This window comes from Aestuariibaculum sp. M13, from assembly GCF_024723255.1.
GTDB classification, from domain to species: Bacteria; Bacteroidota; Bacteroidia; order Flavobacteriales; family Flavobacteriaceae; genus Aestuariibaculum; species Aestuariibaculum lutulentum.
In genome coordinates this window covers 159,910-185,964 of sequence record NZ_JANIAC010000005.1, presented here as the reverse complement: position 1 = coordinate 185,964, position 26,055 = coordinate 159,910, and the positions used below count along the sequence as shown (strand labels likewise).

Below are 26,055 nucleotides of genomic sequence, written 5' to 3'. Positions count from 1 at the left end.
TTTTAGATTGAATAATTACCAGGCTTGTGGCATTTTTTGTTCACGCATTGGTACGAAAACCAAGTTATCGTCGGTATCATCAGAATTCACAAAATGTTTAAAACGTTTAGCAATATTCGGATCTTCGATGGCTTGTTTCCATTCGCATTCATATTTATTGATCAAACCTTTCATTTCTTGTTCTAAATCGTCTGCAATGCCCAACGAATCTTCAATCACCACCTTTTTCAAGTATTCAATACCGCCATCTAATTTTTCTAACCATGGGGCCGTTCTTACTAACGGACCAGCCGTTTTAATATAAAACATCAGGAAACGATCTAAGTATTTAATAGCTGTTTCATCATCTAATTGTTCGGCGAATAAAATAGCATGCTTAGGTGTTGCACCACCATTTCCGCACACATAAAGATTCCAACCACCATCTACAGCTATCAATCCGAAATCTTTACCTCTGGCTTCGGCACATTCTCGAATACAACCAGAAACACCTCCTTTTAATTTATGTGGACTACGTAATCCTTTGTATCTATTTTCTATCTCAATAGCAAAAGTGACACTCTCGTGCATACCATAACGACACCACGTAGACCCCACACAACTCTTAACCGTTCTCAACGATTTACCATAAGCATGACCACTTTCAAATCCGGCTGCAATTAATTCTTTCCAAATTAATGGTAACTCATGAATTTGCGCTCCAAATAAATCGATACGCTGACCTCCGGTAATTTTAGTATATAAATCATATTTCTTAGCAACTTCACCTAAAACAATCAATTTATCAGGTGTAATTTCTCCTCCAGCAATCCTCGGCACCACCGAATATGTTCCATTACGTTGAATGTTAGCCAGGAATCTGTCATTAGTATCCTGAATAGCAAATTGCTTATTTGGGGTTTCCATGGTAATCGTAGCGAAAATAGAAGCTAATGCAGGCTTACAAACCTCACAACCATCACCGTCACCAAATAAATTTAACGCTTCATCGTAATCTTTAACCTGATTCACTTTTACTAAATCATATAGCTCCTGACGGTTAAAACTAAAGTGTTCACAGATAACCTCTTTAACCTCTTTACCTAAAGATTTAAGCGTTTCGTTTACCAAATCGACCACCATAGGTTTACAACCACCGCAACCTGTTGTCGCTTTGGTTTCTGCAATTACATCACCTAAATTATTACTACCATTTTCGGTAATAGAACAACAAATAGCTCCTTTGCTTACGCTTTCACATGAACATACTTGCGCTGTATCTGGTAAATCCAGAACGCTGCCAAAAGCCGATCCGCCTTCACTTGCAGGTAAAATTAATTGCGAAGGATCTTCAGGAATTTTCATGCCGTTTAGATAAATCTGATGCAACATATTGTAATCGGAAGCATCGCCTACAAGAATCCCTCCAAGAAGTGATTTCCCATCTAAGCTCACGTTAATACGCTTATATAAATGTTGAGTTTTATTTTCAAAAATTACAGAATGTCCCTGACTTGCCGGCATAAATGGTTCGCCAAAACTTGCCACATCAACACCTATTAATTTCAATTTGGTAGACATATCGATATCTGCAGGCATTACAAAATCAGACTCTCCTAAAATCTGTTTAACTGCAACACCAGCCATATCATATCCTGGCGCCACTAAACCGTAAATCATCTGGTTGTAAAGCGCTACTTCTCCAATAGCGTAAATGTTAGAATCGGAAGTTTGCATTTTATTATCGACTACAATACCTCCACGAACGCCCATTTGCAAATCACAAGTTTTTGCTAATTCGTCTCTTGGACGAATACCAGCAGAAATGATTAGCATATCGACATCTAAAACGTCATCTTCACCAAACTCCATCCCGGTGATAGCCTCACCTCCCAAAATCTGATTGGTCGCTTTACTTAAATGAATATTTAAACCAATAGATTCTAATTTTAGTTTTAAAACCTGACTACTTCTGGTATCTAATTGTCTCGGCATTAATTTAGGAGCAAACTCAACAATATGTGGTTCTAAACCCATATCTAAAACCGCTTTACCAGCTTCTAACCCTAATAAGCCACCACCTAGAACAGCAGCTTTAGCATCCGGATTTTTAGCTTTCAACTCCGCTGCATAAGCCAACATACCTTCTAAATCCTCAATGGTTCTATACACAAAAACCCCTTTCTTTTCTACCCCCTTAATAGGTGGCACAAAAGGAGAAGATCCCGTTGCAAGTACTAAGTAATCGTATTCAAACTCCCGATCCTTAGCCGTAGTTATGGTTTTCTTGCTTCGATGGATATCTGCAACTCGCTCACCAGTTATCAATTCTATACCGTACTCTTCATACCATGATCTTGGCGCCATCTCTAAAGCTTCAGCATCTTGATTTTCAAAATACTCACTTAAATGCACCCTATCGTACGCTGGTCTTGGCTCTTCTCCAAAAACAGTAATTTTATAAGTCTGACTTTTAACTTCAGCTACAAATTTTTCACAAAACTTATAACCTACCATTCCGTTACCTACAACAATTATTTTTTTCATAACTACGTATTTTACATTACAAACATAAGTAAAAACTACGTAATTATACTTAATTAAATGTGTGAAAATTTCAAAATCAGTCAATTATTGACAAATTCACAAATTGAAACACATTTTTATACGTATTAATTAAAATAATAAGGATTCAACAATGAAAGAATTAAGTTTTCTAAATAGACGTAACTGAAACCACTATACTCTTTGATGCCGGCGTTTTGGCAGTATGCGCAAAACTATCTAAAGGGACCAAGATATTAGCTTCAGGAAAATACGTAGCACAACAACCTTTAAGAATATCATATCCAATCACCTTAAAGTTAGAAGCTTCGCGCAAAACACCATTAAAGTTGGATTGAATATTAACAACCTGCTTTTCTTGCAGACTTCTAGCATTCATATCTTCCCGATTCATAAATATAATACGTCGCTCATTGAAGACACCACGATACCTGTCATTTAAACCATAAATAGTCGTATTGAACTGGTCATGACTACGTATCGTCATCATAACCAACTCCTCCTCCTTTAATTTCCAAGACGGTAATTTATTAATAGAGAAATTCGCTTTTCCGGTTTTAGTATGAAATTGTCTAACACGAGCCCCATTAGGCAAATAAAATCCGGACGGTTGTTTTAATCTGTTATTATAATCATTAAAACCGTCAACGACTTCTTCAATATCCTGGCGTACCAAATTGTAATCGTCCTGATACTTTAACCAATTGATTTTAGATTTCTCTTTTAAAGTGGCATGAGCAACACCACAAACCACAGCAACTTCACTAAGTAATGCATTAGAACAAGGTTCTAAAATGCCTTTTGTAGAAGACACAATGCCCATGGAATTTTCGACACTTTGCACTTGAAGCCCTGATTTTTGATAATCTTTTTCGGCGCGCCCTAAACAAGGAAAGATTAACGCCTCTTTTCCGGTTACCAGATGTGAACGGTTTAATTTAGTGCTCACATGAACTGTTAAATTACAATTAGCCAATGCCTCTCCAGAATATAAGGTATCTGGTACAGCCGAAATAAAATTACCACCCAGCCCAAAAAATACTTTAGCTTTTTTCTCATACATGGCTTTAATGGCATCAATAACCGAATACCCATGCTTTGTAGTTGGCTTAAAACCGTATTTTGCTTCAATTTTATCTAAAAATTTTTGGGGTGCTGCTTCCCAAATCCCTACGGTTCTATCGCCTTGCACATTGGAGTGACCACGAACCGGACAAGTTCCCGCACCTTCTTTACCAATACTTCCTTTTAGAAGTAATAAATTAACCAGTTCCCGAATATTATCAACCGCATTTTCATGCTGTGTTAGCCCCATGGCCCAACACACAATAATCTTATTTTTATTTATGATTAAATCTAAAACAGTATCAAAAACCTCTTTTGAAACACCTGATTTCTGCAAACAATTTTCGAAACTATATTGTTTTAAATCATCAATAAAACTATCATAACCATGTGTAAATTCATTTATAAATGCTTTATCAAACACATTCCCTGTTTCTTCTTCTGCTTCAAGCAACTTCAATAAAATAGCTTTAAAAAAGGCCACATCACCATTTATAGTTACTGGTACATGAATATCTGTTAGCTTCGTTCCGCCGGTTAATAGCTTCAAAGGATTTTGCGGATTAGTAAATCGTACCAAACCAGCTTCAGCTAATGGATTTATAGAAATAATTTTTCCTCCGTTCTTTTTACACTTCTCTAGAGCAGACAACATTCTGGGGTGGTTCGTCCCTGGATTTTGCCCAACAACCATAACCAATTCCGCTTTGTATAAATCGTCTAAGGTTACTGAACCTTTACCGATACCTAAAGTTTCGGACAAAGCTTTACCACTGGCTTCATGACACATATTGGAACAATCGGGTAAATTAGCTGTACCAAACTCCCGAACAAATAATTGATACAAAAAAGCAGCTTCATTGGTAGTTCTACCCGACGTGTAAAACACCGCTTCATCAGGAGACTCTAACCCATTTAAGTGTCCAGCAACTTTAGCAAAAGCCTCATCCCAACTAATTGGTTGATAATGTGTAGCGCCTTCAGGGAGATACATGGGTTCAGCCAGACGTCCGGACTTACCAATTTCAAAATCAGTCCAACTCGCTAATTCATCAACCGAATACTGCGAGAAGAATTCAGTTCCAATAGTTTTATTCTGAACTTCTTCCGCCATAGCTTTCATACCGTTTTCACAGTACTCTCCAAGAACAGAACGCTCGTCATCAGGATCTGGCCAGGCACAACCCGGACAATCAAACCCGCCTTTCTGATTCATTTTACGTGACAACTTTAGGGCATCGGAGAAATTCATGTACTTAGAAACCTGACCTATTACTGAAGTTAAACCCTCAATTCCGGCACTATTTTTAGGTGGTGTTTTCACTTTTAAATTTGAAAACGTTTCGGGTGTTTTGGCTTTATCCTGGGCTGAAGAACTCATGTTAATCTAAAAATTGCGCTTTATAAGCAGCTTTATATTCGGTTTGGGTATCCAAATCTATGTTTTTAATATCATTAAATAAAATTTCGACTTTTGATTCATTAGCTTTTAATACTCGTTTTGCTCCGACATCTTCGGTTAGAGACTCTAATTCGGAAACATATTCAGCATCAAACAACACCGGAACACCTTTTTCTCCTTCAATATAAGATGTTGCAATAATCTGAGCTTTATTAGGCTTGTAATTGGCAATAATTTGTTCTAAATAATCTGTTGTGATAAACGGCTGATCTGCAAGAAGAAATAAAATGCCATCAAAGTTCAATTTAAAATCAGTTATATACTTAACCGCTTTTGAAATTGACGTGCCTAAACCTTGTTTCCAATCTGAATTATGAATAACTTCAATCGGATAGCTTTCAATTTGCTCACTTAGAATTTCAAAATTTGCACCTAAAACTACAAAAACAGGACTTCCTTTTACTCTTAAAGCTGTTTTTATACTGTGTTCTATTAATGTGGAATCGCCCCAAGGCAATAATTGTTTAGGTTTTTCCATGCGTTTTGAAGCGCCGGCAGCCAATATTACCAATGCTATTTCTGGAGCATTTTGCATGATTTTATTTCAATTTTGAATGAATCTTTCCTGATTTTTTACGAAGCGAATACGTTTCCCTGTTTCTGGTTACCGCCAATATTTCGGAAACTATCGACAATGCGATTTCTTCAGGCGTTTCTGAACCGATATCTATGCCTGCCGGACCGTAAATAACATCTAAAAAATCATCTGAAATATTAGGACAATATTCTATTAACTGCGATAACAAATCATCGCGACGCCTTGTCGCCCCTAGGAGTCCGATATAATTTGGATTTGAATTCTTTAAAGCCACCAGATACCGTAAATCTATAGCAAAATTGTGTGTCATTAATACAATTGCGGTTTGATTATCGATGTTTAATGCAGTGATATCTTCAGGAACAACAAGCTGTATAAGACGCGTGCCCGAAAAATGTTCAGCCGATTTTAATTCGCTTGTTCTGGCAACCACGGTAACTTCCCAACCGGTTAACAACCCGTATTGCGATAATTTAACGGCATCATGTTCTGCGCCAATAATAAGTAATTTGAAACAAGGCTGCATATTCTGTTTAAATACTGTTAACTGATTTCTTTCATCTTTCGGAAAATTATCAGCATTCATTGAAAATAACGTAGCATTCAAATCAACCACAGAACCCATGCCCTGAAATTCGCCTTCTTCCTTTTTGTAATAGGAAGAAATTTTAAAAGGTTTTCGGTTTTTAATTCCATAGAAAAATGCTTGATTAAAAGCTTCACTTGGATTAAAAAATTCTAACAAAATATACAAAACACCTTCGCAACCTAAACGATAACGCCCGTCGTAAGTCATCATTTTTGGTTGACCAGTTTCAAAAACACGTTCCGATTCGCGATACACTTCCTTCTCGACGCATCCGCCGCTTACAGCACCCTTCCAAAAGCCTCTATTATTCAACAACATCCGAACACCGGGGCGCCTGTAAGACGAGCCATCTAAAGCTACAACCGTCGCTAATACCACTTTAAAATTATCCTTTTTCCAGGCTATAGCGGTTTCAACAAGTGTTTTAAATTCGTGTGTCATAAATAGTTTTCTTAATTATGTTACCCCATAACAGGTTTATACGACATAAAAGGCTGATGATAATATCGTTCGCCAGTCGCCTGATACAATGCATTAGCTAAAGCACCTATAGCCGGTGGTAACCCGGGTTCTCCAAGTCCTGTTGGGTCGATATTATTTTCTACAAAAAACACCTCGATAGCTTCTGGCGCCTGCGAATGACGTATTAATCGATATTGATTGAAATTAGATTGCTGAGGCACACCATCTTTAAACGTTAACTGACTGTACAAAGCGTGACCTATGCCATCTATCACGCCGCCTTGCATCATATTTACTGCTGCGTCAGGATTAATGACAATACCGCAATCTACCGCGCACCAGACTTTTTTAATTTTTGGCTTATTGTCTTCCATGGCAATATCAATGACTTCAGCTACATAACTATTATGACAAAAATAAGCAGCCACACCACGATGAATTCCAGGTGTTTCCTGTCCCCAATTCGATTTTTCTTTAACCAGTTTTAAAACACCCGCATAACGACTGGCATCGTAATCATTTCTTTTTCCAATAGGATTGGAAATAGCCTTATCTAACAATTCCAATCTAAAATCTATAGGATCTTTTCCAGCCAGTTCGGCCACCTCATCTAAAAATGATTGCTCGGCACCTGCTATAAAATGCGAACGCGGTGCACGCCAGGCACCTGTGGTAATATTGGTTTTTGTACTCGCTTTTTCAGCAATATAATTTTCTACCGTTCCGGCCGGAAAACGATTTTCAAATACCGGACTTTCGGGTAAACCGGTTCCTTTTACTGAAAATGCAATTAAGTTGTTATTTTCATCTAATCCTGCTTTATAGGTTGCTAAATATGCCGGTTTATAGGTTCCCTGAGTCATATCGTCTTCACGGGTGTAAATTAATTTTACAGGACCACCAATTTTCTTTGAAATTGCCGCTGCTTCAACCCCGAAATTCACATATAAACGCCTTCCAAAACCGCCACCCATACGCGTCATATTTACTGTAATATCTTCAATGGGTAATCCTAATAATTTAGACACCGACCCTTCTAAAGCCTGAGGCGTTTGCGTTGGCCCAATAAGCTCGGCTGACGTTTCTGTGACGTTTGCGAAGAAATTCATTGGTTCCATGGTATTGTGCGGCAAAAAAGGCGCACTATAGCTACGTTCTATAACTTTAGTTGCTTTCTTAAAGGCTGCCTCAGGATTGCCGTCTTTTCGGCTTTCGCCCATTTCTGAAGCTAAGGTTTCTTCCATACGCTTTAAATGCATTTCGGAGCTTTCTGGTTCACTTACTTGTTCCCAATTAACTTGCAATGCTTTTTTAGCTTTCATTAGTTGCCAGGTCGATTTCCCAACAATGGCAATTAATTGTAAAAACCCCTTTTCATCAAAATACCCTGGTTCAGGGATTGTGATATCAACAATAAAAGCATCACTAATACCCGGCATGGTTTTAATGTCAGCTTCATTAAAATCTTTCACTTTCATTCCAAAGGCTGGTGGATGCTGAATCATAGCCAATTGCATGCCTTCACGTTGAAAATCCAATCCGAATAAAGGTTTTCCAGTTACAATTTTTTTTCCGTCAACATTTTTAACACTTGTCGAAATAAGCTTAAAATCTTTAATATCTTTTAATTCCACTTCTTCCGGAACCTCTAAACCTACAGCTTTTGAAGCAATCTCGCCGTAACTCATGGTGCGGTCGCCGTTAATTTCCTTGATAATCCCATTCGCAACCGTTAATACTGTTACCTCAACACCCCATTCTTTAGCTGTAGCCTCAAGCAACATTCTTCTGGCCGTGGCTCCCGCCATACGTAAAGGATGCCAACCTCTGCGAATGGACTGACTTCCGCCGGCTATCTGATTATTATAAAACCCCGTGTTTAATGGTGCCTGCTCCACAACAACATGTTTCCAGTCGACGTCGAGCTCTTCGGCAACAATCATAGGCATTGAAGTTCTTACATTCTGACCAATTTCAGGATTGGGCGAATAGATGGTTACTAACCCCGTGTCACCTATTTTAATGTAACCATTTATATCGAACCATTCGTTTGGAATCGCTAATGTTTCATCTTTTTTCCCTTCGGAAATACAACCCGTTAACCAACTAAAACCAATAAGCATACCACCACCGGCAGCCGTAGAAATTTTCAAAAATGAACGACGATTGTATTGTGTTTGTATTTTTGTCATCAGTTCTGCTTTTATTGATTAGATGCCGTTTTAATGGCTTGCTTGATTCTTACGTAGGTACCACAACGGCAAATATTTCCGCTCATGGCATTATCAATATCTTTATCGGTAGGCTTTGAATTTTCGGCTAACAGTGCAGCAGCATTCATTATTTGTCCGCTTTGGCAGTAGCCACACTGCGGCACATCGTGTTCTGACCACGCCTTTTGCACCGGATGATCACCATCTTCAGACAAACCTTCAATGGTTGTAATTTCAGAATTACCAATGGTAGACACCTCTATCAAGCAACTTCGCACGGCAGCACCTTGAAAATGTACCGTACACGCGCCACATTGGCCAATACCGCATCCGAATTTCGTTCCAAGAAGATTCAACTCATCTCGTAATACCCAAAGTAACGGGGTATCGCTATCTACATCCACACTATGGGAAGTACCGTTAATGCGTAATTTATACTCAGGCATTGTAATTTGTATTAAGTTAAAGGTTGTTTGTTTGACCAAAGTCAATTCCTTTAAAAATACAAAAAAGAATACTTGCTCTCGGCTTTTAAGTTTTTTTTAAGAATTAAAAACAAACTCTAAAGCCCGTTTTTCATTGTAATATACATTGCTTTTATCAATAAAACCAACATGTCCACCATTCTTTGGCATTTCTAAAAACAGATTCGGATTTTGTTTTGCCTCTTTCACTGGATAACACTCTGGCGATAAGAAAGAGTCATTCAAGGCATTAATAATAAGTGTTTTTGTCTTTATATTAGGAAGAAACTGTAAGCAACTACTTTTCTCGTAATAATCAGAAGCATCTCTAAATCCATGGGCTTTTGCGGTATATACCTCATCAAAATCACGTAACGTGTTGATGGTACAAAATTCTTCAAACGATAAATCTTTCGGATATTTTACCGCTTTATTCAATAACTTTTTCTTTAAATGATTCAGGAATCGATTCGCATAAGGGCGGTTTTTAGGTTTTAACAATTCCTTGCAGGAACCATTTAAATCTGCCGGAACCGACACGGCCACTGCAGCCTTTATCTGCTCAGGAACATCATTGCGTTCTCCTAAATATTTTAGAATAAGATTGGCTCCAAGACTAATACCATATAAATAAATTTCAGAATATATATTCAGACTAAAAACATGCTCAAGCACATCTTCCAGATCTTCAGTAGCACCTGAATGATAACTTCTGAATTTTAAATTATCTTCGCCACTACACCCTCTGAAATTCACACAAATGGCATCGGCATGATTCTCATTAAACAGCTTTGCCGTTGCGGTAAGATACGGGCGTTGCCCATTACCTTCCAAACCGTGAAAACACAAAATAAGTTTATCTGACTTAGCTGAAGCATAACTCCAGTCTAAATCTAAAAAGTCTCCATCTCTAAGTTCAATACGCTTGCGTTCCTGCTCAAGTTTTACCGAACGAATTAACCCAGAATAAACGGTAGAAACGAATCCGTTTCTAAAAACAAACGATGGACTATATGTACTATGTAATACCGGCATAATTAATTAACTTCTAATGTAGTAAATTTAAAATTCGTTCCATCAAACAACCCTTTATCGCTCAATTTCAATGATGGAATAACAAGTAAAGCCATAAAAGACAAGGTCATGTACGGTGCATACAACGTACTACCCAAATCTTTAGCCATAGCATCAAGTTTTGCATAAGCTTCTCCAACAGTTTTTCCATCTCCGTCACTTATAATTCCAGCCACAGGTAAAGGTAAAACCTGTTCTTCATTATCTGATACGGCACATATACCTCCTTTATTTTCAATTAATAAATTCACAGCTTTACAAATCGCTTCATCGGAAACGCCTACCGCAATGATATTATGAGAATCGTGCCCCACAGAAGACGCTATTGCTCCTTCTTTCAATCCGAAATTTTTAATAAATGCCATCGCTGGGATCTGGTTTTTATATCGGTTAACCACCGTCATTTTTAGAATATCCTTTTCAACGTTCGATACCAGATTACCATTAACAACCTTGGCCTCTTCAATTAGCTCATTGGTAACCAACTGCCCTTCCAATGCTTCAATAACTCGAATTTGCTTCGCAGAAGATTCTACTTTAAAATCTTCAATTGATTTTTTATCACAATTGAAATTATTCAGATTTTCGAAGGCTACCGGTTTAATTAAAGATGTTCCATTATCAAAAACCAACTCGCCATCCACATAGGTTTGAATGGTTTTAAAATCTTTTAAGTCTTCAACTACAATACAATCGGCAGCATCACCAACATTCAACAACCCGACATCTAAATTATAATGTTTCACCGGATTAATACAAGCCATCTGTAACACTTTAAACACGTCGACACCTTTTGCTGCCGCACGTGCACAAAGCTTATTTATATGGTCGATTAACAAATCATCAGGGTGTTTATCATCGCTACAAAACATCATGTGGTTATAATGCTGAGAAGCCAAACCGATTAAAGCTTCAAAGTTTTTCGCTGCACTACCCTCCCGAATTAAAATTTTCATACCTTTTTGAAGCTTCTCTAAAGCCTCTTCATATGTAAAACACTCATGATCCGTAGTTATGCCTGCGTTAATATATTTTGTAACAGCATCCCCTCGTAAACCGGGTGCATGACCATCAATAGGTTTATTATAATGTTTAGCCCAGGACAATTTTTTCATGACTTCGTCATCATCAAACAAAACGCCGGGATAATTCATCATTTCCGCCAGATATTTAATATCCGGGTTTTCAAGTAAGGTCTTAATATCATCGGAATCAATTACAGCTCCAGCCGATTCAAAAGTAGTAGCAGGTACACAGGAAGGCCCTCCAAAATTGAATTTAAATGGCACTTGTTTTCCGTTTTCAATCATAAACTCTACACCTTCAACACCAAGAACATTGGCTATTTCATGCGGATCGGAAACTGTAGCTACTGTACCATGAGTCACAGCCAATCGGGCAAACTCACTGGGCACCAACATAGAACTTTCGATATGTATATGCGCATCAACAAATCCCGGAAGAATATAATGATTCACATCATGGTCCTTTGCTTCAATAGATGAAATTTTCCCATCTGTAATAGTAACTTCACCTTTAAAAATTCGCTGATTTAATATATCGACAATTTGTCCTTGTACTACAGTCATTATTGAATTAATTCTATTTTTAAAATATGTTTCGTCTTATCGGTGACTTTAAATCGGTCGTCAGCACGCTTGCCAATTACCCAGACAATATTTTCATCACTACAAAACAACCAGGTATTTTCTTTATCAACCAACGAAAACTTCTCGTCTTTAAAATATTTACTCAACTTTTTCTTTTTGCCTTTCATCCCTAAAGGAGAAAAAGCATCACCTTGTTTTTTCTGACGGATAGTAAGCGGACTATGCAGTAACGCTTTGTCTATATAAATGCAATTCTCATGATGTTGCGTATCTATAGTATCGACTTCAGAAAACTCCAGAAATCCATTAGGGATTTTCAAAGTTGTATTCGTATCTAAAACCTCTATATATTCTTCGGAAATTTCATCTGAAAAACTATTCGTAAGAATTAAAATATCGCGATCTTTAATTAATCGATGTGTTGCCGAAGCGACATATTTTCCGGGCTGCGCCGAAAGTAAATTTAGAATATCATCCCATTGGGTGAATCCGTAATCTTTAAAAATTTCATACAAATACGCTTTGGGTTCTGCTAGTTTTTTAAAGGCTTCAACTTTATATTTTATATGCTGATTGGAAACATCTTCAATAGCCTCCTTCTGAAATTTTTCGATTGCATCTTCAACAATACGCGACGTATCATTTAAATTACTTAGTGTATTCTGAAAACTCTGCAATAAACTTGGGTTAATCTCCTTAAGAATTGGAATCACATCGTGACGCAATTTATTTCTTAAATATTTAGTGGATCTATTACTGCTATCGTCCCGCCATTTAATCTTATTGCTTTTTGCATAACCGGCAATCTGTTCGTTTGAAAAAGGCAATAACGGACGCACGAAAATATCGTTTACCTCCGGAATTCCGGTTAAACCTTCCAAACCTGTACCACGCGTAAAATTGATTAAAAAGGTTTCTAAGTTATCATCGGCATGATGGGCTGTTAGCACATAATCAAATTTTAACTGCTCTGACAATTCAGTAAACCAATTATACCTTAACTCGCGAGCCGCCATTTGTATAGAACGCTTGTTTTCTTCGGCGTAAGCCTTGGTATCAAAACTTTCTACAAAAACTTCCAATTCTAAATCTTCTGCCAGTTGCAACACAAAATCTTCATCGGCATCACTTTCATCTCCTCGTAAATTAAAATTACAATGGGCCAGCGCTATATTCAGGTTAGACTTTACACAAAGCTGTGTTAACACCACGCTATCAATTCCGCCGGAAATGGCAATGAGCAATTTACTCTCCTTTAAGAACGATAAACGAGATTCTATATGGTCTTGAAATTCTTTAAGCATGTTTCAAATATACAATAATGCCTTTTGAAAATGATATCCTACAAGCATTTAAAATGCAACAAAATTTTAGTTTTAAATCTCGAAATTTAGTATCTTTTAATAGTAATTTTAATACGTGAGGATTATGAGCACAATTGATAAATTAAACGACAAAGCAACACAGATTGCTTTCAACAAAAAGGTTATTTCAGCGTCTCAACAACTTCATCCTTATGTTAAACACCGACTTTACATTGCTGAATCGACCGGTATTATTCCCAGAAAAATGTATTCTTCAAATGGTGTAGTAGATGACACGCTCGTGGCTTTTTACGAAAAAGGCTATGATGTAGATATTGACAACAATACCCTGAAAATGAAGCTTTTTAAAATGGTTAACACTCAGTTGGACAGCATTTACGAAAAAGAAGCCTTTCATAAAAACACCATTAGTACACGTAACCTTTTAGAAGATGAATTGAAAGCGCTTGAAGAAGAGTATACCATTGACGATGGCTTTGATTATGTGATGAATGAAGACCTTAATGATATCTCCTATCAACAAAACGGTCATGATAAACACATGTTCTTATATGATGATAATAACCACTCTATACTCAATGCTTTTAATACAAAAGCATCAAAACGCAACAATTCGCAACAGGTTATAGGTAATATTTATAGTCGACTACCTATTAATGTCTCGAATATTATTGATTTGTATGTCTTTGGAAAACTAACCATAAAAGATATTGCTTCCATAAAGCACATTGAAGAAAAACGCATTGACACTATTATTAACTGGGTAAAAAAAACCTTTGAAACAAATTTAGATTAGTCCTCCAACACCTGGCGCATGGCTTTGGCTTTCACAAGGCACTCTTCATATTCCTTTATCGGGTCGCTTTTTGCTGTAATAGCACCTCCAACGGAATAGGAAACGTATTTTTTAGGTTCATTATAAAGAATACTTCTAATCACCACGTTGAAATCGAAATTTCCGGTTGGAGAAAAATACCCCACAGCTCCGGAATATAGCCCGCGTTTGGTTTCTTCCAAAGCTTCAATAATTTTCATTGCCGAAAACTTTGGTGCTCCGGTCATGCTTCCCATAGGGAATGTGGTTTCAATTATGTCCACCGGATGCGTTTCTGGTGTTACTTCCGATTTCACTGTCGATATCATTTGATGCACCTGATCGAAGGTGTAAATCTTACACAACTCTTCGACCTCAACACTACCTCGAATGGCGGTTTTAGATAAATCGTTACGCACCAAATCTACAATCATAATATTCTCACTGCGCTCCTTTTCATTTTCAACCAACTCCTTTTTCAGTTGTTCATCTTCAGCCAAATCTTTAGCGCGCTTGGCAGTCCCCTTAATGGGTTGAGAAATGACTTTGTTACCTTCTTTTTTTATGTAACGCTCGGGTGAAGCCGATAATAAATATTTATCGTTACATTTTAAAAATGTGGCAAATGGCGGATTAGAAATATTGTTTAGCTTATTATAAATTTCCAACGGTTGAATCTGAGTGTCTTCAGCATAAAATTCCTGACAAAAATTAGCCTCATAAATATCACCACGGTGAATATGGTTCAACATAGCTTTCACCTTTTCCTGATAGGCGTCTTTATGAATGCGAAGGTGAATTTTTATAGGATCACTTTGTAATTGTTTTTCAGAAATATCAACTGACATAATATCTTCAATGTCAATATCCATTTCATCATCTACCATATTTAAATACAGCATTTCAACCTGATTATCTTTTAAAAAGAATAAACGTTTTGGCTGAAAAAAGTATAAATCAGGAAACTCCAAACCATCGAAATTTTCAGATTTTAAAGGCTCAACAGCATTTTTTAAATCATAGGTCAAATACCCAAAAATCCAATCTTTGGCCTGAGTTTGATAGTCTTTTAACTGCTCGAATGCCTGTGTATAATCAGTTTTAATACTGGTAAATGCATCAACTGCTAACACAGCGTCATATTGTCCATATTGCTGTTTGTAATTGTTGGAATCCAACCAAACAACATCTTCAAACTGCTGACTCCACAACAACAATTTTTGCTTAAACAACTGAATGTCTTCGATATGACGATTTTGTACTGCTCTCAAGTGAAAAAATTATGGCGCAAATTTAGGTAGAATCCTTAAAAATTCACAAGTTTTGTATATTAGTTTAAATATTCTGTTCATGTTCACATTAAAAAACGACCTGCTAAAAATTGGCGTTAAAAAAACCGGCGCCGAATTATGCGAAATAAGTTCTGTAAAACACCAAACTCAGTTTATGTGGGATGCCAACCCCGATGTCTGGGCGGGCTACGCTCCTAACCTGTTTCCCATTATCGGAGCCTTAAAAAACAACACCTATTTTCTGGAAGACAAACCGTACTCATTACCTAAACACGGTTTTATTAGGGATAACGATAAAATAGAATTAGCCGAGCAAACTCAGGATAGTATAACCTTTAAACTTACTTACGATCAGGAATCTTTAATAACATACCCGTTCAAATTCGAATTTTTGATTACTTACAAACTAAACGGAAACACCTTAGATATTATTCATACCATTAAAAATCTGGACAATAAAACCATGTATTTTTCCTTAGGCGGGCATCCGGCATTTAAATGTCCTGTTTACAACAACGAAGCCTATGAAGATTACAACCTGGTTTTTGAGCATACTGAAAATTCAGAAACCCATATGGTTAGCCTTTCGGACGGACTTATTTTTGACGAATCTATTCCTTTTTTAGATAATTCAGATACCATAAAACTTAAGCACAATTTATTCGATAAAGATGCTCTAATTTTTAAAGATTTAAAATCCAGAAAAATCACTTTAAATAGTGCACATTCCGGAGATATTATAACCGTATCCTATCACGATTTTCCCTATTTAGGCATTTGGGCAAAACCAAACGGCGATTACGTTTGTATTGAGCCCTGGTTAGGCATTGCCGACAGTGTATCCCATAATCAGGACTTTAAAACCAAAGATGGCATTTTAAGTTTAGAATCAGGAAAAACATTTAAAGCTAGCTACCAAATCGAAATACATAAGACGCATTTAGTGTAAGTAGAATAATAAGCGTAACTTTGCCCACTATAAATTATACGTTTTGACTTTTAAAGATTTAAATTTAAATACCCCGTTATACAACGCCTTAGACGATTTAGGTTTTACAACACCTACACCTATTCAGGCGGAAGCTTTTAATATTGTTAGCTCTGGAAAAGACATTGTTGGTATTGCACAAACTGGTACCGGTAAAACTTTTGCTTACATGCTACCAATTTTAAAGAATTTAAAATTTTCAAAACAAGAAAATCCACGTGTGCTTATTTTAGTACCTACCCGCGAATTGGTAGTTCAGGTGGTTGAAGAAATTGAAAAACTTACCAAATACATCAACACCAGAGTACTTGGTGTTTATGGAGGCACCAACATTAACACTCAAAAAATGGCGGTTGCCGAAGGCTTAGACATTTTAGTGGCTACACCGGGACGTTTATATGATTTAGCTTTAAGTCGCGTACTTCAGCTGAAATCAATTCAGAAGCTTGTGATTGATGAAGTTGATGTGATGCTGGATTTAGGTTTCAGACACCAATTAATTAATATTTTTGATATCCTTCCCGAAAAGCGTCAGAATATTATGTTTTCGGCGACAATGACCGAAGATGTAGATGAATTACTAAACGATTTCTTCACCATACCAGAGCGTGTATCGATTGCGGTTTCAGGAACGCCGTTAGAGAATATTGAGCAAACGCGATATAATGTACCAAACTTTTTTACGAAAGTAAATTTGTTAGTTCATATTCTGAATGATGCCGAAACATTCAATAAGGTGATTGTTTTTGTATCGAATAAAAAGATTGCCGATAAACTGTTTGAGGAATTAGACCTTCATTTTAAGGAAGAATTGTGTGTAATTCACTCGAACAAAACACAAAACTACCGTTTACGAAGCATCGAACAATTCAGAAATGATGACAACCGCATTTTAGTAGCTACAGATGTTATGGCTCGTGGTCTGGATATTGAAAACGTAAGTCATGTTATCAATTTAGATACCCCAGACTTCCCCGAAAACTACATGCACCGTATTGGTAGAACAGGTCGTGCTGAACGTAAAGGTAAATCTATTTTACTGTCAACTGAAAAAGAACAGGAAGCCCGCGAAAACATCGAACGTTTAATGAACATGGAAATTCCTGTTTTAGAGTTCCCTGACATGGTTGAAATATCAGAACAACTTTTAGAAGAAGAACGCACTAAAGTAAAAGAACGTAACAATCCTACGAAACGTAACGAAGAAGATGCTCCAGGACCTGCATTTCATGAAAAGAAAGCTAAAAATCAAAAAGAAAATTTAGGAGGTTCTTACCGACGTGAAATCGCAAAGAAATACAAAAAGCCCAAAACACGAGGCGATAAAAACTTCAATAAGCGTAATAAGAAAAAATAAGAAGAAAATCCCTGTCCAGAATGATTGAACAGGGATTTTTTATATCAATCAACTAGAATATCACAAGTATTAACACTTAATTGTATATCTACACTTTGGGAAGCTCAAGCACCCATAAAACCTACCATATTTCCCGCCTTTAATAACGAGTTTACCTCCGCAATTAGGACACGATCTTCCGCCTATCTGATTCTTCTTTTCTTTAACTTGCTTTTTTACCCGTTTTATATGCCTCCTATTTTCTTTTCTGTCAGTAATATTAGATTCCAATAACGTATCTGTAATCTGCTTCATGATATCAGGAGGTAAATAATCCGTTTGGGTTGATTTCTTTATAGCTCTTCTAAGCTTTTTGGTTTTTATAACCGGTAAAGACGATGTAACATGCTTTAACTTTCCGCTACCAGCAAAAACAACAACTGGAAAATATTCGATAAATCCAAAAGGTGCTAAAATCTCCTTTAAAGCAAAAACATGTACCCAATTCTGTTTAATTGGATTTCTGAGTTTCTTCTTGAATTTATAAATAGATTGCGTCCAGTATTCGGCATGTTCGTGTCCGTAAATCCAGCCTTTATAGTTTTTGGTTTCTATCACAAAAATTCCTGCCTTACAGACAACAATATGATCTATTTGTGTCGTAGAATCTCCGAATTTTAATAAAACATCATTTAAAACCAGATACTTTCGTTTATTAAGTCTGCTTAGCTTTTTTGCCACCTCATGCTCTCCTCGAGCTCCTATAATTCTAGGACGTATATTGCTCTTATAATGGTATGAAAACCCGTAAAAAATTAAAACAAAAAGAAGAATAACAATTGCCATTTCTAACACAAAAGTCTACCGTTTGGAGCTCTATAAAGTATTATAAAGGGTAGTAGATCCAACAGACACAATGCTGAAAGGAACAGGCTTAATCAACATCTGATCTTCATCCTTTAACTGCTGAATAGCTTTAACCACATCCATTCCTTGAACGACCTTACCAAAGGCAGCAAAGCCCTGTCCATCAGGATTACGTTTTCCCCCATAATCCAACTCAGGTTGATTACCTATGCAAATAAAAAATTCTGTGGTTGCTGTTCCGGGTTCGTAACGCGCCATAGATAAAGTACCTTCTTCATGCAAAATACCTGTTTGCTTGGTATTTTCATGTAGTACCGGTTCAAATGGAGTTTCTTCAGAATTAATTCCACCTTGAATGACTTCAATTTTCACATTATTTTCAGGTTGATTATCTAAACGAACTGTTCTGTAAAAACTAGCATCTTTGAAAGTCCCCTGTTCAATATGTTTTAAAAAATTGGCACAGGTTTTTGGAGCTTTATCATGGTACAACTCTAAAACAATATTTCCTAAATCTGTTTCGATTTCAATTGTTGTATGTTTCTCATGTTTACAAGACATAAATAAAAGAAGACTAAACGTTATTATTTGGAGATATTTCATTTATGAGATTAAAAATTAAGTTTTAATCGGTTTGAAGACATTTCAATACCGGCAATAAAACTCGCAAATGCCGTTACAGCCATACATACGCCTAAAGCTATAATAGCAATACCTATCCATTTTAATACATTATTAAATTTTTCAGAGTTTACAGCTTCTGTCTCGCTTTCCGGAATAGCTTTCCTGGTAATTAACGTTAAAAAGGTTTTAAAATGGTCTTTAACTAAAAGCCCTATACAGGCGATGACTGCCGATTTTGCAACTGCAGTTAAGAATGTAAAAAATAAAACTGATTTCATTATTTAAGATTAGGGGTTAAAACGCCCGCAAACTACATAATTATTTTTAAACAAAGGTTTATAATTGCACCAAGGTCAATTACAAAAACACACCTCCTGAAGCTTCAATACGTTGCCCATTAATCCACCCCGCTTCGTCTGTACATAAAAAGGCCACAATACTCCCAATATCCTCTGGCTCACCCACACGACCTAAAGCAGTGACATTAGACAGTAGTTTTCTTTTTTCTTCGTTCTTTTTATTCTCACCATTACCAAAATCTGTAGCAATAGCTCCAGGCGCCACAGCATTTGCTCTTATTTTTTTATACGCCAATTCCTTGGCCAGATAACGCGTAAACACGTCAACAGCACCTTTCATAGAAGCATAGGCAGACGATTTAGGCAACGTAAATCGTGCTAAACCTGAAGATATATTTACAATACCACCTTTATCATTTAAAAAAGGCACCGCTTTTTGCGTTAAGAAATACACGCCCTTTAAATGCACATTAACCATCTCATCAAACTGGGCTTCGGTGGTGTCTTCAAAAGGCACATATAACCCTGTACCCGCATTATTAATTAAAAAATCGAAATTCGGACTACCATTCTCTTCTTTCAGATAATTGGAAATGTTCTTAAAAAAATCATCAAATCCCGCTGTCGAACTGGTATCTAACTGAAACGCCTTAGCCTTTTGACCTAAGTCTTCAATAACCTTAACAACCTCCTTTGCGGCTGCTTCATTGCTATGATAAGTAATAATAACATCTAAGCCTTTTTTAGCCAGATTGATAGCCATATCTCTTCCTAAGCCACGACTTCCTCCGGTTACTAATGCTATTTTTGTCTTCATAATTTATTTCCTCTTTTTAAATATTTACTTCCACTGCCATTGGATATCATCAACATAAGTCGCTCCCAAAGACTGGATTTCATTTTTAAATACCTCTAAATCTTTAATCTTCTGTTTCGGAACAATTAATGCCAACTCGGTTGTTAGCCTGATAAAGACATGTTTTGGAAGTTCAATTAATTCCTTTAATTCGCTGGCATTTACTTTGGTTTCGACCGTAAAATCTTTAGTCTGTAAGCTGCCATCTTCTATGGTTAATTCAACTGTTTTATCAATTCTATTTTGATAATGCTCTTCGATATGCTTTTGAAAATGTTTCTTATAACGCCATTTGGAATATTTGGGGTAAAACAAAAACCAAACAACACCAATACCGGCAAACATTAAGCCTTCGGTTGTATTACCTAAGCTTACAACATAACCTCCTAATGCCACATAAATAATCGGGATAATGATACGGGAACGAAAACGTCTGCTTTTATGTGATTTGGATTTTGAAGAAGCATACAGCTGATATTCTAAAAAGTCTGCTTTACCTAATGTATAAGTTAATTTCATGGAAATATAAATATAAAACGAAGATAGTAAACGAAATGCTACTCGTCCTACTCCATTTTAAAATACGGATTGTAAATAATACCAATTATATTTCCAAAAGGATCTTTTACAGTAGCCGTCATGAGTTCTCCTCCAACATTAAAGGGCGCTTCATGTTCTGTTGCTCCTAAATCGAGCAACCTATTAAATGTCGCATAAATATCATCAACACCCCAATACGACACGACACTTTCCGCCTTATCTGGAACAGGCTCTTCTTCTGGCTGAAGTCCTAATTCAAACCCACCAATATTAAATCCTACATAAAACGGTTCATTAAAATACGGCTCAGTTTCAAAAGCTTTGCTATACCAATCGGTAGCCTGTTCAATATTACTAACCTTATAAATGGTTGTTCGAAGTCCTAACATGTTTATACTTTTTCATCTAAGATACTAAACATTCACCTTCAATGACCTACAGATTTAAACCAAATTACAAAACATCCTTTTTAAACAAAATGGATTCCGATTTATTTGTTACAACAATATTATAATTTCCTTTTGGCAACCCAAGATGACAACCTGCATCTCTTTTCTCTACCTCTGTTATATCAATGGGAATAGCCTCATGCAACTCCTCATTACTATTGAATGCAAGAACCATAACAGGAAATTCTAGATTTATCTTATTCATGTTTATTTCAACATCTTTATTTCCCCTTTCAAAAACCCAGTTTGGTCTTTTGTTATTATAAGTAGTCATTGGGTGAAACACCACTAAGTCCATCCTCTCTTCTCCCTTTTTGTAACCAAATGGTTTTGAATTCTTATCTAATAAAATTGAGTAGTTTTCAAAATTAAATGCCTGAGAAAAGATGTTACTATTTTCTCTTTTAGATTTTTCTGAATAAAACACTTGATCAATAGTAAAAGGATCTATCCCTGTCAATTGATGCAACCTACCTGCTAATGCTGCACCTCCGAAAAACTTAATATTTCCTTCGAGAGCATGACCACTTCCACAATGAATTAAAAACTTCTCATCAGGATTCTCTTTTATAATTTTAGCCATATTATTAGCCTGATCTATTTCTCTTACCTCCCCTCCAATATCTCCTTTAGTTTCATAGGCATGTATTTTAAAGCCAATTTTCAAAGCCTTACGAATCATGTTGCTAAACTGTGGATTCCATAAATACGTTCCAAATTCATATTTTGAATACCTCAAAGCATTCAATAAAGTATCTGATCCATCATTATATAAAGCTTCTACACATAAATTTTTATATCCTTTTGCATACAAATCTTTTAACAATTCTTCTGTGAAAATTCTGTGCGTAGCATTATAATGCATTTCGTTTATCATTATAATTTTTTCATTATTAGCCTGACTTAAAATATAGTCTTTTGCGTCATTTACTTTGTAAAGATTACGAACAGAATCTAATTGCTCTTGCTTATATTTTTTAGGCTGCGCATTGGTTGCTAAATCCCAATGTTCTAATGCCTTTTCATGATTAACAACATATGAATAATCGACCGAAGAATCTTGATAATCCGGATTTTCCCCAAGAACACTTTTCTCTATTTCATTGGTAAACTTATAGCGGTTTTCAAAAGTAATTTCCATTATTTCCACCTCTTTGGTTTTACACGATAAAACAACAAAGGACAATAGGGCGACATAAATAGGTTTTCTCATAAATGATTTAATTGAGTTGGTTAGAAAATTATCATGTAGGAAATATACTAAAAAATATTTTTAATTCCATGATTTCTTTTTACTACTTATAATCTCTCCAATTCCTATGCTATCATCGATTTTTTTATAGATTTACAGCAATTAACTACAAATCTCATCTTCTTTCATGAATCAACCTACAACCTCAACCCAACTTCAAAGCAAACCCCATTTTCATATTTTAGACGGCTTAAGAGGGATTGCCGCATTAGCGGTAGTGGTGTTTCATTATATGGAGTGGATTTACTACGACGACTTTTCTAAAAACTTTATAGCTCACGGATTTCTGGCTGTAGATTTCTTTTTCTGCCTTTCGGGATTTGTAATCGCTTATGCTTACGATAACAGGCTACCACAAATAGGACTAAAATCGTTTTTTACATCCCGACTTATACGATTACATCCATTAGTTATTTTCGGGTCTTTAATTGGTTTTATTGGCTTGTTGATTGATCCTTTTGAAAATCATGCCGAGGGATATTCGATTGCTAAACTACTTTTAATTTTAATCTGCTCTTTATTTGTTATTCCGCTACCTGTAATGAAAGAACGTGGCTTTAATTTATTCAGCTTAAATGCTCCTGCATGGTCTTTATTCTGGGAATACATCGCAAATTTGCTGTATGCTTTCATTCTCATTAAATTATCTAAAAAAGTACTGCAAGTTCTATTAATTCCTGCGGCAGTTGCACTTATTGGGGTGAGTTATTCTTCTGAAAATTTACTTGGCGGCTGGAGCGGTGGCACTTTTGCAGATGGTGGTATAAGAATGTTTTATTCTTTCCTTGCCGGGTTGGTTGTTCACAGATCTGGTTGGATTATTAAAAACAAATTAGGTTTTATTGGATTATCTGTGCTATTAACTGCTGCTTTTGTGATGCCATGGGGTTCTCTAAACTGGATAACCGAAGCTTTAGTGGTTTTGTTTTATTTCCCGTTATTAGTATCTCTGGGAGCTGGTTCTATTCTATCTGAATCTTTCAAAAAATTGTGTATGTTTTTAGGAAACATCTCGTACCCGTTATACATGACGCACTATGCAGGCATCTGGTGGTTTGGCAATTACTATGTTACACAAAACCCTTCGCCTGAAAAACTAGCCTACATAATCATTTTCGGAACCATCACGATGGTACTTTTCAGCTGGATTGTCATGAAATTTTACGATACTCCGGTTCGCAATTACTTAACGAGATTAAGACAGAAAAGGTAAGTTTAAAATACCTATAATTACGGGGCATATTACAGAATTGAAGTTATAAAAACGAAAATCTTCACCCCGACAAACACCTAGCAAATCTTAAACTGTAGAGATAGACAAAATGACTAATTAACACCATTCATCCATAACTAATTGAATTTCAAAAATTAAATTTTAATTAGACAAAATTATTAACTATTTTAAATAAAATTCTGACTATGGCTATGGATCAAATAAAATGGGCAAAGACACTCAAAACCATTGGTTTACACACTTTGTTTTGGTTACTGATTACAACCTATTTTGCATGGGGTTTTGGGCTTAATATAAATCCTAAAAAATCGTTTATAAATGCAAGTTTGTATTTACCTGGATTTATGATTATGGCTTATTCTCTTGATCATTTGCTAATACCCAAATTCTTACTTAAACGAAAATTCATCTCATTTACAGCAGGACTTATCATCACAGTATTACTATGTGGGGCTTACACTTCCTTGGCACAAATCTCTATAAATATTAATTCACAATTAAAAGGAATGACCGTATTGATAGGTAAAAATGTTCTGCCTTTTTTTCATGTTGGTGGCATTGTAATCTCTATAAAATTGTTACAGTACTGGTATGAACAAAAACAACAAACCTTGGAAGCCGAAAAACAAAAGTCGCAGGCAGAATTAAAACTTTTAAAAGCGCAGCTGCACCCGCACTTTTTGTTTAATACACTAAATAATTTATATTCTCACACTTTAGAACAGTCTATTCATGCCCCTGAAATAGTTTTAAAACTATCTTCATTACTTCGATTCATGGTTTATGAAAGTGATGTAGCCAGAATTCCGCTGGTAAAAGAGATTGAACTTCTCAGAAATTACATTGCTTTAGAGCAATTGCGTTATGGAGACCGCCTAGACATATCGATAACCATTTCTGGCCAGGTTAAAAATTTCCAAATAGCCCCCATGCTTCTGCTCCCGTTTTTAGAAAATGCTTTTAAGCATGGCACGAGTAAACAAATAGACCAATGCTGGATTCGTCTGGATATGATATTAAAAGAATCTGTAATGACATTTAAACTGGTGAATAGTATAGAACATCTTAATAATAAAAACACAAAACATAGCGGTGGCCTGGGATTACAAAATGTAATGCGAAGATTAGAGTTGCTATACCATGGGAAATATAAATTTAAAACCAACTTACTAAATGATGTTTTTATTGTTGACCTGGAAATTGAGTTAGAAGAACTACAAGAAGAATTTAAGGATAAACTAATCAAACAACACTCATTATGAAACACAAATGTCTTATAGTAGATGATGAGCCCCCCGCAATTAAAGTATTAACAAATTATATTAAAACTTTAAACCAGCTGGATATTGTTGGAACTTGTGTTAATGCCTTTCAGGCCATCGAGCTTTTAAACGAACACAAAATAGATTTAATGTTTTTAGATATAAACATGCCCAAATTAATTGGCACTGATTTATTAAAATCCCTTCGCTACCCACCCAAAGTTATATTTACAACAGCTCACAAAGGGTACGCCATTGAAGCCTTCGACCTTGATGCCATAGATTATCTTCTTAAACCCATTTCCTTCGAACGGTTTCTGAAAGCTGTTAATAAATATTCTCAGTTAAATGCAACTGAATCTGAAGAAATTATAGATGATTCAGGGTTTTTATATTTCCGCTCTGATCGAAAAATGATTAAAATTTTTCTTGAAGAAATACTTTACATTGAAAGTTTAAGAGATTATATCATCATCCACAAAGAGGATTGCACAACGTTGAAGGTCAAACAAACACTGTCTTCGGTTGAAGATATGCTTCCTAAAAATTTATTTATTCGAATTCACCGATCATTTATTATTTCCATCAATAAAGTTACTGCCTTCACAAAAAATGATGTAGAAATAGGTAAAATTGAAATTCCTTTCGGCAAAAATTATTCAGAAATGGTTCAAAAATTGGCACCTGGCAACTATAATTTAGAAGATTAGAATAATTGCCAACTAAAATTTATTTCCCCTAATTAACCATAAAATACGATTTAAGTGATTTGTCGCATTTATCTGCTTATCTATCTACAAAATTCAATAGTACACCTCATTTAATGTTTTCTCTCCTAAATTGCATTTAATTTTATAACGTCTTCAAAACTAAACTGAGCTTCTTCCTATACAACC

Annotated in this window: 23 protein-coding genes; 6 read left to right on the top strand and 17 right to left on the bottom strand. The window is 35.9% G+C overall.

The window, feature by feature from the left end; genetic code table 11:
* Window positions 1-15: 15 nt before the first annotated feature.
* From nirB to tilS, 9 genes are all read right to left on the bottom strand, one after another.
* On the bottom strand, window positions 16-2,526 hold the full coding sequence (gene nirB, locus NO995_RS16240; protein WP_258228416.1) for a nitrite reductase large subunit NirB: 2,511 nt from the start codon (window positions 2,524-2,526) through the stop codon (window positions 16-18).
* A 169-nt stretch (window positions 2,527-2,695) separates the two neighbouring features.
* Window positions 2,696-4,990, bottom strand: a complete 2,295-nt coding sequence (locus NO995_RS16235; RefSeq protein ID WP_258228415.1) for an FdhF/YdeP family oxidoreductase — start codon at window positions 4,988-4,990, stop codon at window positions 2,696-2,698.
* Window position 4,991: 1 nt separating this feature from the next.
* A complete protein-coding gene (locus tag NO995_RS16230) occupies window positions 4,992-5,606 on the bottom strand; it encodes an NTP transferase domain-containing protein (protein ID WP_258228414.1) in 615 nt (204 codons plus the stop codon).
* Between the two features lie 4 nt (window positions 5,607-5,610).
* Window positions 5,611-6,639 (bottom strand): XdhC family protein, encoded by a 1,029-nt coding sequence (locus NO995_RS16225; protein ID WP_258228413.1) that lies wholly within the window; start codon window positions 6,637-6,639, stop codon window positions 5,611-5,613.
* A 20-nt stretch (window positions 6,640-6,659) separates the two neighbouring features.
* Window positions 6,660-8,852, bottom strand: coding sequence for a xanthine dehydrogenase family protein molybdopterin-binding subunit (locus tag NO995_RS16220; RefSeq protein WP_258228412.1), 2,193 nt, complete (start codon window positions 8,850-8,852; stop codon window positions 6,660-6,662).
* Between the two features lie 11 nt (window positions 8,853-8,863).
* On the bottom strand, window positions 8,864-9,319 hold the full coding sequence (locus NO995_RS16215) for a (2Fe-2S)-binding protein (protein WP_258228411.1): 456 nt from the start codon (window positions 9,317-9,319) through the stop codon (window positions 8,864-8,866).
* Window positions 9,320-9,415: 96 nt separating this feature from the next.
* Complete coding sequence (locus NO995_RS16210) at window positions 9,416-10,372, bottom strand: YheT family hydrolase (RefSeq protein ID WP_258228410.1); 957 nt, start codon at window positions 10,370-10,372, stop codon at window positions 9,416-9,418.
* Window positions 10,373-10,374: 2 nt separating this feature from the next.
* Window positions 10,375-12,000 carry an adenine deaminase gene (gene ade / locus NO995_RS16205; RefSeq protein WP_258228409.1) on the bottom strand — a complete coding sequence of 542 codons (1,626 nt, stop codon included), beginning with the start codon at window positions 11,998-12,000 and terminating at the stop codon, window positions 10,375-10,377.
* Complete coding sequence (tilS, locus tag NO995_RS16200) at window positions 12,000-13,325, bottom strand: tRNA lysidine(34) synthetase TilS (protein WP_258228408.1); 1,326 nt, start codon at window positions 13,323-13,325, stop codon at window positions 12,000-12,002. Before tilS ends, ade begins: the two co-directional genes overlap by 1 nt.
* Before the next feature lie 124 nt (window positions 13,326-13,449).
* Here tilS and NO995_RS16195 point away from each other — a divergent pair, with 124 nt between their 5' ends.
* Window positions 13,450-14,142 carry a hypothetical protein gene (locus NO995_RS16195; protein ID WP_258228407.1) on the top strand — a complete coding sequence of 231 codons (693 nt, stop codon included), beginning with the start codon at window positions 13,450-13,452 and terminating at the stop codon, window positions 14,140-14,142.
* On the opposite strand, the gene pabB is transcribed toward NO995_RS16195, so the two are convergent.
* The gene (pabB, locus tag NO995_RS16190; protein WP_258228406.1) at window positions 14,139-15,431 is read right to left on the bottom strand and encodes an aminodeoxychorismate synthase component I; all 1,293 of its coding nucleotides are present in this window, start codon (window positions 15,429-15,431) and stop codon (window positions 14,139-14,141) included. The genes NO995_RS16195 and pabB overlap by 4 nt on opposite strands.
* Before the next feature lie 79 nt (window positions 15,432-15,510).
* Here pabB and NO995_RS16185 point away from each other — a divergent pair, with 79 nt between their 5' ends.
* A complete protein-coding gene (locus NO995_RS16185; RefSeq protein WP_258228405.1) occupies window positions 15,511-16,401 on the top strand; it encodes an aldose 1-epimerase family protein in 891 nt (296 codons plus the stop codon).
* 43 nt (window positions 16,402-16,444) lie between these two features.
* A complete protein-coding gene (locus NO995_RS16180; protein ID WP_258228404.1) occupies window positions 16,445-17,797 on the top strand; it encodes a DEAD/DEAH box helicase in 1,353 nt (450 codons plus the stop codon).
* A gap of 69 nt (window positions 17,798-17,866) precedes the next feature.
* Here the strand turns inward: NO995_RS16180 and NO995_RS16175 are convergent, their stop codons facing one another.
* The 7 genes from NO995_RS16175 to NO995_RS16145 all read right to left on the bottom strand — a co-directional run bounded on the left by NO995_RS16175 (window position 17,867) and on the right by NO995_RS16145 (window position 22,624).
* Window positions 17,867-18,622, bottom strand: coding sequence for an NERD domain-containing protein (locus tag NO995_RS16175; protein ID WP_258228403.1), 756 nt, complete (start codon window positions 18,620-18,622; stop codon window positions 17,867-17,869).
* A gap of 30 nt (window positions 18,623-18,652) precedes the next feature.
* A complete protein-coding gene (locus NO995_RS16170; RefSeq protein ID WP_258228402.1) occupies window positions 18,653-19,204 on the bottom strand; it encodes a peptidylprolyl isomerase in 552 nt (183 codons plus the stop codon).
* Window positions 19,205-19,254: 50 nt separating this feature from the next.
* Window positions 19,255-19,545, bottom strand: coding sequence for a hypothetical protein (locus NO995_RS16165; protein WP_258228401.1), 291 nt, complete (start codon window positions 19,543-19,545; stop codon window positions 19,255-19,257).
* A 79-nt stretch (window positions 19,546-19,624) separates the two neighbouring features.
* Window positions 19,625-20,383 carry an SDR family NAD(P)-dependent oxidoreductase gene (locus NO995_RS16160; protein ID WP_258228400.1) on the bottom strand — a complete coding sequence of 253 codons (759 nt, stop codon included), beginning with the start codon at window positions 20,381-20,383 and terminating at the stop codon, window positions 19,625-19,627.
* A gap of 24 nt (window positions 20,384-20,407) precedes the next feature.
* Window positions 20,408-20,941, bottom strand: a complete 534-nt coding sequence (locus NO995_RS16155) for a hypothetical protein (protein WP_258228399.1) — start codon at window positions 20,939-20,941, stop codon at window positions 20,408-20,410.
* A 47-nt stretch (window positions 20,942-20,988) separates the two neighbouring features.
* Window positions 20,989-21,351 (bottom strand): VOC family protein, encoded by a 363-nt coding sequence (locus NO995_RS16150; RefSeq protein ID WP_258228398.1) that lies wholly within the window; start codon window positions 21,349-21,351, stop codon window positions 20,989-20,991.
* 64 nt (window positions 21,352-21,415) lie between these two features.
* Complete coding sequence (locus NO995_RS16145; RefSeq protein WP_258228397.1) at window positions 21,416-22,624, bottom strand: hypothetical protein; 1,209 nt, start codon at window positions 22,622-22,624, stop codon at window positions 21,416-21,418.
* 166 nt (window positions 22,625-22,790) lie between these two features.
* On the opposite strand from NO995_RS16145, the gene NO995_RS16140 reads away from it, so the two are divergent.
* From NO995_RS16140 to NO995_RS16130, 3 genes are all read left to right on the top strand, one after another.
* The gene (locus tag NO995_RS16140) at window positions 22,791-23,876 is read left to right on the top strand and encodes an acyltransferase (RefSeq protein ID WP_258228396.1); all 1,086 of its coding nucleotides are present in this window, start codon (window positions 22,791-22,793) and stop codon (window positions 23,874-23,876) included.
* A 212-nt stretch (window positions 23,877-24,088) separates the two neighbouring features.
* Entirely contained in the window at window positions 24,089-25,159 is a 1,071-nt protein-coding gene (locus NO995_RS16135; protein ID WP_258228395.1) for a sensor histidine kinase, read from the top strand.
* Entirely contained in the window at window positions 25,156-25,869 is a 714-nt protein-coding gene (locus tag NO995_RS16130; RefSeq protein ID WP_240573283.1) for a LytTR family DNA-binding domain-containing protein, read from the top strand. Before NO995_RS16135 ends, NO995_RS16130 begins: the two co-directional genes overlap by 4 nt.
* The last annotated feature ends 186 nt before the right edge of the window (window positions 25,870-26,055 follow it).